We start from the raw sequence: 12,757 nt of genomic DNA, 5'->3' as shown, positions 1-12,757 counted from the left end.
CTAAATTTTAAGGAAATTATCCAAAAGCTGATGCCCTTGCTGGCTAAGAATGCTCTCTGGGTGAAACTGCACCCCCTCCAGCGGCAATGTACGATGGCGAATCCCCATAATCTCATCACGCTTTCCTTCATGTTCGCTCCAGGCCGTAACTTCAAAGCAATCGGGTAGCGAGGCGGAATCAATAATGAGTGAATGATAACGGGTGACCGTCAACGGCTGTGCCAACCCCGTGAAAACCCCCGCATCGCTATGCACAATCGCTGAGGTTTTCCCGTGCATGACCTGTCGTGCCCGCACCACGCGCGCGCCGAACGCCTGTCCCATCGCCTGATGGCCAAGACACACGCCCAAAATAGGCAATTTATCGGCAAAGTGACAGATTGCAGCCAGTGAAATACCCGCCTCGTCCGGCGTACAAGGGCCCGGTGAAATAACCAATCGCTCAGGCGCAAGCTGTTCAATCTCACGCAGCGTCAGTTCATCATTACGCTTCACCACAACCTGTGCACCAAGCTCACAAAAGTATTGGTAAAGGTTGTAGGTAAAGGAGTCGTAGTTATCGATAATTAGCAGCATATTGACTTAATGTATTGATAGATATTGGTTATTTAAATTAACGCCACGTTTGATACCCACAATAATACCCGAAAATGATGTCGATGCGTTTTTCATAGGCGAGTGCAACACAGGTTATTGCATCTGTATACGTGATTAGCAGGATGACAAGAGATTGGGGATTGTCTAAATCTAGGGGGCAGATGATAGGAGACAGAGATTCCGAATGAAATTTGAGGACAGTGCGGAATCTCTGGTTTGGTTCAATATTGATTAGAGCGACAAGTACAATCATTAAACGTCATCCAGGATAAAGGCTAACGATGACTTAAACCCTATAATTCACTTCATTCCCCATTAGAAAAACCTAACTGTTATTCCTCACTCACATCCTTATTCACATAAACCGTAAAGCCGTCTGGTTTTAAATCTGGATGATAAATTGAAATATCATTTATCACTTTACCCGTTAGCGTATAAATTAAGTGCCCAGCAACATGCAGGCATTTCTCATACTCTTCCTGAGGTAATTCAGTTTTTAGCACCGCTAATTCTGCTTTGATTTGTTCGATAAGAACGATGGATTTTTCAATTAAACCGGCTGCGATTTTTTTATCCGAGATAAACATATTACCATCCTAATGGTATGTCTGAAAATAGCTTCCCTGCATTCTAATAACGCTACCCCTCACACATTTAACAGTCAAGAAAAACTTATCTTGTCAACAAAAAATATGTACCAAAAGTATTGACACAGAAAGACGACTGCGGCCTGTCTGCGGCTTCCCTCTTTTTAGTTATTTCTTATCGCTTCACAGCAGGAACAACAATATTCAACGATACACACTATCTGCAAACAGAGTAAAACCGGCTCTCTGTGATTGCACAGCCCCAGAAAATAAAATTATCACAATAATAATTATCTCACTAACAAATGATTTATTTCCGTAATAAATACATTTATTAATAGGTCTTATTTATTAAATTCACTATAGTAATCGATTAATTTGAAATCATTTTTAACAAAAAAAACAATAACCACTAAACCTCATGAATTAATTAATTTTTTTAAAAAGGAAGAGGGGGCCAGGTAAAAAAACCTTTCCATTGATGTTTATTTTTAATTTTTGATGACGGTCACAATTGCTAAGAAAGCGAATAAACCACGCATGTTAGATGGGTAAAAAATAAAGAATCCAAATGGGAAAATAAAATATAAAAAACATAAGTTCATGAATTTAAATGATTTAAATGGAAATTAGTTTCTATTTAAAAGTAATATACACAAATCCTCTCAGCTGTCCTCTGTTATTTAATATATATATTTAACGCCCCATCTTGTATTGTTTATTTTTTCTGTTAACACTTAGCTCGGCTTTATAGACAAACTTTGGTTTCATTTTTGTTGAAACAGCCTTTTTTATTACACAGGGTGTGTAGTGATAAATACCCAAAAAATTCTATGTCAAGGAGAGTACATAATGAAATACCTACTGCCTTCTGCAGCCGCTGGGCTGTTGCTGATCGCTGCCCAACCGACAATGGCGGCAAATACGGGAGGTTATGCCACCACTGACGGCGGCGACGTTTCCGGCGCTGTGAAAAAAACCGCACGCTCTCTGCAAGAAATTGTCGATATCATTGAGGCCGCGAAAAAGGACTCAAGCGGTAAAGCAGTCAAAGGTGGCGCCTACCCGCTTGTCATTACCTATAACGGTAATGAAGATGCGCTAATCAAAGCTGCTGAAGCTAACATCTGCGGTCAATGGAGCAAAGATCCGCGCGGTGTAGAAATCAAAGAGTTCACCAAAGGGATCACCATCCTCGGTACCAACGGATCTTCCGCTAACTTCGGTATCTGGATGGTTAACTCTTCCAACGTTGTCGTGCGTAACATGCGCTTCGGCTATATGCCGGGCGGGGCAAAAGATGGCGATGCCATCCGCATTGATAACACGCCGAACGTTTGGATCGACCACAACGAGATCTTCGCCAAGAACTTCGAATGTGCTGGTACGCCAGACAACGACACCACCTTTGAATCAGCGGTTGATATCAAGAAAGCCTCAACCAATGTCACCGTGTCGTACAACTATATCCATGGCGTGAAAAAGGTCGGGTTGAGCGGCTCAAGCAACACGGATACCGGTCGTAACCTGACTTACCATCACAATATTTACAGCGATGTTAACTCACGTCTGCCGCTGCAACGTGGTGGTCAAGTGCATGCTTATAACAACCTGTATGACGGTATCAAAAGTTCAGGCTTTAACGTCCGTCAGAAAGGGATCGCACTGATCGAAAGTAACTGGTTCGAAAATGCACTTAACCCAGTGACTGCACGTAACGACGATTCTAACTTCGGTACCTGGGAACTCCGTAACAACAACATTACCAGCCCATCTGATTTTGCTAAATACAAGATCACTTGGGGTAAACCATCTACCCCGCACATTAATGCGGATGACTGGAAGAGCACAGGTAAATTCCCAGCCGTTCCGTATAGCTACTCACCAGTTTCCGCACAGTGCGTGAAAGATAAACTGGCAAACTATGCTGGCGTAGGTAAAAACCAGGCAGTCCTGACAGCAGCTAACTGTAAATAAACGCGTTAAGCCCGACGCATTCACTCTGCGTCGGGTTCTTCCTGAGCGAGTGCTTCGGCCTCGCTCATTTTTAATGAGACCTGCGCAAGATTGTCAGCATGACCTTCATGAAAATAGACGTCATGCCAATGATAATTTAGCCAATAAACCGCGATGAATAATGAGGTCTATTTTTGGCTTATCACCTAAAGAAACGCCATATAGCGACTAATAATAATTATTTTTTAACAAACTAAAATTCACGATAAAATTGACGCATCACGTAAAAAATATTGAATATGCCGATGATAGTATATTTTGACTTAAGATGATTTCCTTGCACTAGCGGCAGCGATTGCCACAATCAAAATACCCATTTAAAACCCAACCAATAAAGAAACCCGAGTACATTTATTCCCTACAAAAAAAATAACTTTATGATTTTCGGTTACTTTAAAAGAAAATCGTTTCTTATAAAACCCAAATTATCCAATCATCAGTATTACAAAATGTTTCAACCATAATACATTTAACATTTCACCCTTGAACTGATCTTATTTTTTGACCACACTCCCCTTGGTTTTTCACCAAAATTGAGTTTCATTTTTTTTGAAAAACGTGTACCTGTTACATCGGGCATAGGGATCGATAAATGCCCATGAAAATTCTATTCCAAGGAGACAATCATAATGAAATACCTATTGCCTACGGCAGCCGCGGGATTATTATTACTCGCTGCTCAACCCGCGATGGCCGCAAATACGGGCGGCTATGCCACTACGGATGGTGGAGACGTATCCGGTGCCGTGAAAAAAACAGCACGTTCTATGAAAGAAATTGTGGATATTATTGAAGCCGCGCAAGTGGATTCAAAAGGCAAGAAAGTCAAAGGCGGTGCTTACCCGCTCTTCATCACCTATAACGGCAATGAAGATTCATTAATCAAAGCGGCTGAAAAGAATATCTGCGGCCAGTGGAGTAAGGACGCCCGCGGCGTACAAATCAAAGAGTTCACCAAAGGCATTACTATCCAGGGCACCAATGGCTCATCCGCCAACTTCGGTGTTTGGATCGTGAATTCCTCTAACGTCGTGGTACGTAACATGCGCTTTGGCTATATGCCGGGCGGCGCGCAAGACGGCGATGCCATTCGTATCGATAACTCACCAAACGTCTGGATCGACCACAACGAGATCTTTGCCAAGAACTTCGAATGCGCCGGTACGCCAGACAATGACACCACCTTTGAATCAGCGGTTGATATCAAGAAAGGGTCAACCAACGTCACAGTGTCCTACAACTACATCCACGGCATCAAGAAAGTCGGCCTGAGCGGTTCAAGTAGTTCGGATACGACGGCTCGTAACCTGACTTACCATCACAATATCTACCGTGATGTTAACTCACGCCTGCCGCTGCAACGTGGTGGTCTGGTCCACGCGTACAACAACCTGTATGACGGCATCACCGGTTCAGGCTTTAACGTCCGCCAGAAAGGGAAAGCCCTCATCGAAAGTAACTGGTTCGAAAATGCGCTGAACCCAGTGACGGCACGTAACGACAGCTCCAACTTTGGTACCTGGGAGCTGCGTAATAACAACGTCATGAGCCCAGCAGACTTCGCGAAATACAAAATTACCTGGGGCAAACCGTCCTCTCCTCATATCAATGCGGATGACTGGAAGACCACGGGGAAATTCCCTTCCGTCTCCTATAAGTACACTCCAGTTTCTGCGCAGTGTGTGAAGGATAAACTGGCAAACTATGCCGGCGTAGGTAAAAACCTGGCAGTACTGACAGCAGCTAACTGCAAATAAACGCGGTCAGGCTTTCTCTGTCTAATCAAGACAGGAAGCAATAAGCCTGAATGTCCCGCGGCCATGACTCTTCACGCTAAGACATGGTTCTATCCGAGCGAGCTCTAAGAGCTCGCTCGTTTTTTATGGAACCTACGCATGAGAGTGGATAGGTATTCCTAAAAAGTAGGCACAAATTAAATACCATGCTAATTATTTAGATATTGAATTAATAGCTTAATTTATTAATAAAGAAACCATTATTTAATTAAGGATTAATCGATAAAAATAACAGCATTCAATCAACACATGATTAATTAATAATTTGATCGGCATCAAATATTTCTTACACCATCATCTCAATAAGGGGATTTTACTTATTTATTGATGCCGCTCACATTTATCACCTCTATCAAATCTCATCCAGCAGCGGGTAATAAAACGAAATATAATTTTATTTTTCATAAAAATTCAACGCGGATTGATTTTAGAAAAAATGAAAAAAATATTACCTTTTAAAATAGTCACTTATTATCTATTCGTATTTCCATCGTTATTTACCCTATATATTTAATATCGAAATATTGAATTATTTTTCTTTTATGGTAAGACTTAATTGGGGTTTCAATAAACCTTGATTTCATTTTTATTGAAACGCCAAAATAATATAATCTGGGTTATGTGGATCATAAATGCCCAAACAAAAATTCAATTCCAAGGAGAGTACCTTAATGAAATACCTACTGCCTTCTGCAGCCGCTGGGCTGTTATTGCTTGCGGCCCAACCAACGATGGCGGCAAATACGGGGGGTTATGCTACCACTGATGGTGGTGACGTTGCCGGTGCCGTGAAAAAAACGGCGCGCTCCATGCAAGATATTATTGATATCATCGAAGCCGCGAAGCTGGATTCCAATGGAAAGAAAGTCAAAGGTGGCGCTTACCCGCTCGTCATCACCTATAACGGTAATGAAGACGCGCTGATCAAAGCCGCAGAGAACGATATCTGTGGTCAGTGGAAGAAAGACGCCCGCGGTGTAGAAATCAAAGAGTTCACCAAAGGGATTACCATCATCGGAACCAATGGATCGTCCGCCAACTTCGGGATCTGGCTGACGAAATCATCCGATATCGTCATCCGTAACATGCGTTTTGGCTACATGCCGGGCGGCGCACAGGATGGTGATGCCATTCGTATCGATAACACGCCGAACGTCTGGATTGACCACAACGAGATCTTCGCGAAAAACTTTGAATGCGCAGGCACAAAAGACGGTGACACCACATTCGAATCGGCGATTGATATCAAGAAAGCCTCAACCAACGTGACGGTATCGTACAACTACATTCACGGCATCAAAAAAGTGGGGCTGAGCGGCTTCAGCAGCAGCGATACGGGCCGTGACCTGACTTACCATCACAATATTTACGACGACGTTAACGCTCGCCTCCCGCTGCAACGTGGCGGTAAAGTTCACGCCTATAACAACCTGTATACTGGAATCACCAGTTCTGGCCTGAACGTGCGCCAGAATGGGATTGCGCTGATCGAACGTAACTGGTTCGAGAATGCGAAAAACCCGGTGACCTCGCGTTACGACGGTTCCAACTTCGGTACCTGGGATCTGCGTAATAACAACGTCATGAGCCCGGCTGACTTCGCGAAATACAACATCACCTGGGATAAAGATTCCAAGCCTTACGTGAATGCTGAAGACTGGAAGAGCACAGGCACGTTCCCTTCTCTTCCTTACAGCTACTCTACCGTTTCACCACAGTGCGTGAAGGACAAACTGGCGAACTATGCTGGCGTGAACAAAAACCTTGCCGTGCTGACAGCTGCAAATTGCAACTAATTGCGATGTGTAACGCGTGAAGGGTAAATAAGCAAACTGCAGGCTCCGCCCCTCATTGTCCTGTGCTAACCGGAGCCTGCAAGCGCGCTTAACGCCCGTCGGTTTATCGTTCGGGCCGCACTTGAGCGAGTCCTAAGGGCTCGCTCATTTTTATCGTTAATATTCAAGGAAATGAAATGAAACGTTCTCTTCTGTTCGCCGCACTGTTCAGCACTGGCTTAGTATTCAGTGTTGGCGTACCGATGGCTAGCGCCGCCACTCCGGCAGCACCAGAGTTGAAAGGATTCGGAACGGATACAGTTGCAGGCAGCGGTGGACGCATTATTCGCGTCACAACGCTGGCCTCTTCTGGGGCGGGTTCACTCAGGGAAGCGCTGGCCGCCAAAGGGCCACGCATTATCGTTTTTGAGGTTGGCGGCATTATCGACCTGAATAAAAGTGACCTCCGGTTAACTGAGCCGTTTGTCACCATTGCCGGTCAGACCGCTCCCTCTCCCGGTATCACCATCATTCGCGGCGGAATGGGGATCAGCACCCATGATGTGCTCATGCAGCATATTCGTTTTCGCATCGGCGATGCCGGTACGGGTAAAAAAAGCGGCTTTGAACGCGATGTTTCCATCAACGGCAAAGATGCCTACAACGTCGTGATCGACCATTCTAGCTTCGCCTGGGGTACGGACGAAAACCTGTCTATTTCCGGCCCACGCTATGACGGGACGCAGGGCACGGCGCACCGCATCACACTCTCGAATAATATCGTTGCTGAAGGCCTATACGATTCGGCTCACACCAAAGGTATTCACTCAATGGGGACGCTGGTTCACGATAACGTGACTGACGTATCGATTGTGGGCAGCCTCTATGCGCACAACAACGAGCGTAATGCCTGGTTCAAGGCTGGTTCTACGGGCGTCATGGTCAATAACCTGATCTACAACCCCGGCATCTGGGGGCTTCGCGTTGGTGGAGTAGCAAAAGAGTGGGAAGGGAAAACCATGCCTGCCAGCCCACGCGTCTCCGTCGCAGGTAACGTGATGCACTACGGCGCGAATACCAAAGCAGGTTTAGGATTGGTAGGAAGCAACAGCTCCGGCGATGTCTGGATGTCAGATAACCTCGCGTACGATGCCAAGGGCAAAGCCGCACCGCAAACGTCAGGCAGCGGAATTAATTTACTCAAAGTGTCCCCTATTTGGCCTGCGGGCTTAACGGCATCACCGGCCAGCGCCGTCACCAATCAGGTACTGCAAAGCGCAGGCGCACGCCCTAAAGATCGTGATGCCGTTGATAAACGTATCGTGGAGAATTTCAAACAGCGGAAAGGTGGCTTCGTGAATAGTCAGGAAGACGTCGGCGGCTATCCCGTTGCAACAGCGACCTACCGTCAGTTGAACGTGCCGAGCACCGGCGTGGATGCCTGGCTACAGCAGATGGCAAAAGCGCTGGAATAATGCGGTAGTCGAGACGTTAAGATCGCAAAAGGCCACATCAGTGGCCTTTTTCGTATTCTCGGTTCTTTGCTTATCTATCTTGCCAATCAGGGCAGCACTTTGGCAGACTGAATCACCACTGGCGTAGTCGGTACGTTCTGATAAGGCCCGACGTTTTTCGTTGGCACCTGAGAGATCTTATCCACGACGTCCATGCCCTTCACGACTTTACCGAACACGGCGTAGCCAAAATCACGCTGGCCGTGATCGAGGAACGCGTTATCCGCGACGTTGATAAAGAACTGACTGGTTGCACTGTCTTTATCAGACGTGCGTGCCATCGCGATTGTGCCGCGCTGGTTACGTAAACCATTATCGGCTTCATTCTTGATCGGCGCGTTCGTCGCCTTTTGGCTCATTTCGCCAGAAAAGCCGCCGCCCTGCACCATAAAGCCAGGGATCACACGGTGAAACGTCGTCCCGTTATAAAAACCGTTGTTAACGTACTCGACGAAATTTTTTACCGAAACCGGTGCCTTTTGATTATCTAAAGACAGTTCGATATTGCCCGCAGACGTCGTCAACAGCACGCGCGTGGTGGTGTCGGAAGCCGCAAAGGCAGGAGAAAATGCCGTCAGTGAAATAAGGGCTGCCGCAGCAACCAGAGTACGTTTGAACATGAGAATTCCTTTTTGAAGAGGCCAACTACAGAAAGCGTAATGATTGTAAGTATCCGCACCCTTCAACGCTACCCATTTACCTTTTTTTACGTATAAAAGTCTGTTCGTAACCAACTGTGAGCGAAAACCGGTACGTAAGATAAAAAAAGGGCCGATTGCTCGGCCCTCACTGATGATGATTATCATGCAACGTACCTAGCCCATACGCTCCGAACGCACCGCCAAATCGCGGCTGTACTGACGGCTGGCGTCCACCAGCATGGAGGTATACGCGTCCTTCGGTACATCGCTGGTCAGGTCGTCGGTTTCCAACGTTTCCAGTATCTTCCCGTATTGCATCACCGCTACTTTATGGCACAGGTGGGAAATCACGCCCAAGTCATGTGTCACCATCAGATAGGTCAGCTTTTCCTGCTGCTGCAACTCCGTCAGAAGGTTGAGAATTTCCGCCTGCACCGACACATCCAGCGCCGACGTCGGCTCATCCAGCAGCAGCACTCTCGGTTCCAGAATCAGCGCTCGGGCAATCGCCACACGCTGACGCTGTCCACCCGAAAGCTGGTGCGGATAGCGGCGACGGAAATGCGTTCCCAGCCCCACTTTCTCCAGCAAGGTATCGATACGATCGTCACGATCGTCAAAGCGATGGATCGACAGCGGCTCTTCCAGAATCGACTCTACGGTATGACGGGGATGCAGCGATCCGTACGGATCCTGAAACACCATCTGCACTCGGCGACAGCGCGCCTGATCGATTCGGTGTGCAAGTTTCTTCCCGTCAATATGCAGCGTGCCTTCCCAATGATTAAAAAGCCCGGCCAGGCACTTCAGCACCGTGGTTTTACCGGAACCCGATTCCCCTACCAGACCAAAGATATCGCCATCGTTGACGGTAAGGTTCACATCGTACAACACCTGATTCGCCGTGCTGCCCTGCCCAAAAGAGAGATTCAGGTTACTCACTTCGATCATCGGCTTGCGCTGACTCATTGCTTCAGTTGCCATGATTATCCCCTTTATCCATTGATCCAGGCTGGATCGCGATTCATCACCGGCAAACGCGGGCGTCGATGGTCGATATCCGGCAGCGAATTCAGCAACCCACGCGTATAAGGATGCTGCGCGTTATCCAGATCGGCGGCGGCAATGGACTCCACGACGCGTCCGGCATACATCACCAGCACCCGATCGCAGAAGCTGCGTACCAGATTGATATCGTGACTGATGAAAATCAGCCCCAGACCGCGCTCGCTGACCAGATCGTCCAGCATTGCCAGCACCTGTAGACGCACGGACACATCCAGTGCGGAGGTCGGTTCATCGGCAATCACGATTTCAGGTTCAGTAATCAGCATCATCGCAATCATGATGCGCTGCCCCTGCCCACCCGAGATTTCATGAGGGTACAGATTGTAGACGCGCTCTGGCTGGCGAATACGTACCACGTCCAGCATCGCCATGACCTTTGCTTTCGCCTCGCGGTGCGACACTTTATGGTGCGCCAGATAGGCTTCGGCAATCTGATCGCCGACGCACACCACCGGGTTCAGCGAATATTTTGGATCCTGCATAATCATGGAGATGCGCTTGCCGCGAATCTGACGCATCCGCGCCTCATCCGCTTTCAGCAGATCGGTATCGCCGAAGCGCAGTTTATCCGCCGTAATCCGCGCGCTGTGCGGATGCAGTTGCAGCAGCGCACGGCCGACCGTCGATTTACCGGAGCCGGATTCGCCGACAATGGCCAGCTTTTCACAGCCTAATGAGAAGGAGACGCCGCGCACGGCATCCGTCACGGCACCACGGTTCACGAAGCTTACCCGCAGATTTTCCACTTCCATCAGGGGCGAGCTTCCCGGCACACGTTGAGAAGACTTATTCAGTTCTGGGATCGAGGATGTCACGTAGGCCGTCTCCAAGGAAGTTGAACGCCAGGCTGTTAATCAAAATCGCCAGCCCCGGAATAGTTACTAACCACCAGCACTCCATCATGTAACGACGACCTGCAGAGATCATCGCGCCCCATTCAGGATCGGGCGGCTGTGCCCCCAACCCCAGAAAGCCCAGACCCGCCGCAGTCAGAATGATGCCCGCCATATTCATGGTGATACGAATAATCACCGACGGCAGGCACAGTGGCACAATGTGGTGCAGCAGGATACGGATAGAGGATGCACCTTGCAGCTTCACGGCAGACACAAAGTCCGCGTGACGCAGCGACAGCGTTTCCGCCCTTGCCAGACGGGCAATCGGCGGCCAGGCCGTCAGCGTAATCGCGATTACCACATGATCCAGACCGGGACCGAGTGCCGCAACGAACGCCAGCGCCAACACCAGACTAGGGAAAGAGATGAAGATATCGGTGATACGCATCAAAATGGTATCGACGATGCCGCCGTAATACCCAGAGATCACACCCAGCGCCAGCCCAATAGGCCCCACGGTTACCGACACCAGCGCAACGATATACAGCGTGATGCGTGAACCATAGACCAGACGACTAAACACATCGCGCCCAAACTCATCGGTGCCAAAGTAATGCGCCGCACTCGGGGCCTGTAGCGAGTTAGCCAAATCCTGTACCAGCGGATCGTGCGTGGCGATCCACGGGGCAAAAATGGCGACCAGAACCAACATCAGCACAATCGCAGAACCAATCGCGGTCAGCGGGTTGCGCATCATCGTCAACAGAAACCCGCCGATTCGCGCACCGCGAAGCCGCAGGCGGCTCACACGTTTTTCCGGCGGTGTCCGCATTACCGATTCACGGCTGACCGGCGGCTCAGAGGAAATATTCATGCGTTCGTCCTCGGATCAAAGATTTGATACAACATGTCCGACAGCAGGTTAAGCGTCACGAAGATCAACCCGACTAGCAGCACACATCCCATAACCGCGTTCATATCCCCCAGCAGCAGGCTGCCTGTCAGATAGGAACCAAAGCCAGGCCATGAGAAGACCGTTTCGATCAGTACTGCCCCTTCCAGCAGCGAGCCATACGCCAGCGCCACCACCGTCAGAAGCTGAACCAGAATATTGCGAAACGCGTGCGCCCAGACAACGCGGAACTCAGACAGTCCTTTCACTCGCGCGGTAATGATGTATTCCTGTGAAAGCTGCGCCAGCATGAAGCTACGCGTCATACGGCTGATATAGGCCAGCGAGTGGAAACCGAGAATCGTGGCTGGCAACACCAGATGGTTCAGCGCGCTGCGGAACACATCCCACTCACCCGCCAGTAGCGAATCCACCAGCAGCAGGCCGGTACGGTTCTCCACCAGACCGTCGTAAGCCATATCAACCCGTCCGGCACCGCCCACCCAGTTCAGCCAGGCGTAGAACACCAACAGCCCCATCATCCCGACCCAGAATATTGGCGTGGAATAACCGGCCAGACTGATAAAACGCACCACATAATCCGCCCACTTGCCGCGTCGCGCCGCAGCCAACACGCCTAATGGCACGCCCAGACCGGCACCGACGATAATCGCCATGGTGGCAAGCTCGATGGTGGCAGGGAAAACCCGGATAATGTCATCCACGACCGGTCGCCCAGTCAGGAGGGCATTGCCCAAATCCCCGTGCATCAATGAATTGAAGTAAATAAAGAACTGCACATACAGTGGCTTATCCAACCCCAGTTGCTGGTAAACCTGTTGATAGGTACTTTGGTCGGCATCCTGTCCGACAATAGCCAGGACTGGATCGATTGGCATCACGCGGCCGATCACGAAAGTCAGGATTAATAACCCGAACAGCGTGACGACGACCTGAAACAGACGTTTTGCCAAACGACGCAGTACTCCACCCGGCTTGATCCAATCAGAGAAAACCATGTTCTTTCTCCTGATA

Annotated in this window: 11 protein-coding genes; 4 read left to right on the top strand and 7 right to left on the bottom strand. The window is 48.7% G+C overall.

The genetic code is table 11. The features are described from left to right. Together H4F65_RS20230 and H4F65_RS20225 are read right to left on the bottom strand one after the other, a co-directional pair. Entirely contained in the window at positions 1-576 is a 576-nt protein-coding gene (locus H4F65_RS20230; protein WP_010277561.1) for an aminodeoxychorismate synthase component II, read from the bottom strand. 353 nt (positions 577-929) lie between these two features. After that, complete coding sequence (locus tag H4F65_RS20225; protein ID WP_010277568.1) at positions 930-1,184, bottom strand: hypothetical protein; 255 nt, start codon at positions 1,182-1,184, stop codon at positions 930-932. Between the two features lie 852 nt (positions 1,185-2,036). Here H4F65_RS20225 and pelA point away from each other — a divergent pair. The 4 genes from pelA (at position 2,037) to pelZ (ending at position 8,246) form a co-directional block, all read left to right on the top strand. Then, positions 2,037-3,161 (top strand): pectate lyase PelA, encoded by a 1,125-nt coding sequence (pelA, locus tag H4F65_RS20220; RefSeq protein WP_010277576.1) that lies wholly within the window; start codon positions 2,037-2,039, stop codon positions 3,159-3,161. 668 nt (positions 3,162-3,829) lie between these two features. After that, the gene (gene pelB, locus H4F65_RS20215; protein ID WP_010277580.1) at positions 3,830-4,957 is read left to right on the top strand and encodes a pectate lyase PelB; all 1,128 of its coding nucleotides are present in this window, start codon (positions 3,830-3,832) and stop codon (positions 4,955-4,957) included. Positions 4,958-5,667: 710 nt separating this feature from the next. Continuing rightward, on the top strand, positions 5,668-6,792 hold the full coding sequence (gene pelC / locus H4F65_RS20210) for a pectate lyase PelC (protein WP_010277583.1): 1,125 nt from the start codon (positions 5,668-5,670) through the stop codon (positions 6,790-6,792). Positions 6,793-6,968: 176 nt separating this feature from the next. Then, on the top strand, positions 6,969-8,246 hold the full coding sequence (gene pelZ, locus H4F65_RS20205) for a pectate lyase PelZ (protein WP_010277586.1): 1,278 nt from the start codon (positions 6,969-6,971) through the stop codon (positions 8,244-8,246). A gap of 86 nt (positions 8,247-8,332) precedes the next feature. On the opposite strand, the gene ppiA is transcribed toward pelZ, so the two are convergent. The 5 genes from ppiA to H4F65_RS20180 form a co-directional block, all read right to left on the bottom strand. Further along, positions 8,333-8,905: a peptidylprolyl isomerase A gene (gene ppiA, locus H4F65_RS20200; RefSeq protein ID WP_010277593.1), complete on the bottom strand. Its 573-nt coding sequence runs from the start codon at positions 8,903-8,905 to the stop codon at positions 8,333-8,335. A gap of 195 nt (positions 8,906-9,100) precedes the next feature. Next, positions 9,101-9,877 carry an ABC transporter ATP-binding protein gene (locus H4F65_RS20195; protein ID WP_172645013.1) on the bottom strand — a complete coding sequence of 259 codons (777 nt, stop codon included), beginning with the start codon at positions 9,875-9,877 and terminating at the stop codon, positions 9,101-9,103. A gap of 44 nt (positions 9,878-9,921) precedes the next feature. Beyond that, a complete protein-coding gene (locus tag H4F65_RS20190; protein ID WP_080727618.1) occupies positions 9,922-10,809 on the bottom strand; it encodes an ABC transporter ATP-binding protein in 888 nt (295 codons plus the stop codon). Continuing rightward, entirely contained in the window at positions 10,781-11,662 is an 882-nt protein-coding gene (locus H4F65_RS20185) for an ABC transporter permease (protein ID WP_085996924.1), read from the bottom strand. Before H4F65_RS20185 ends, H4F65_RS20190 begins: the two co-directional genes overlap by 29 nt. 38 nt (positions 11,663-11,700) lie before the next feature. Then, a complete protein-coding gene (locus H4F65_RS20180) occupies positions 11,701-12,741 on the bottom strand; it encodes an ABC transporter permease (RefSeq protein ID WP_010277605.1) in 1,041 nt (346 codons plus the stop codon). Between the last annotated feature and the right edge of the window lie 16 nt (positions 12,742-12,757).

The sequence above is a fragment of the Pectobacterium brasiliense genome, assembly GCF_016950255.1.
Taxonomy (GTDB): Bacteria; Pseudomonadota; Gammaproteobacteria; order Enterobacterales; family Enterobacteriaceae; genus Pectobacterium; species Pectobacterium brasiliense.
The sequence above is the reverse complement of the archived record's forward strand: the minus strand, read 5'-3'. Positions and strand labels throughout refer to the sequence as shown.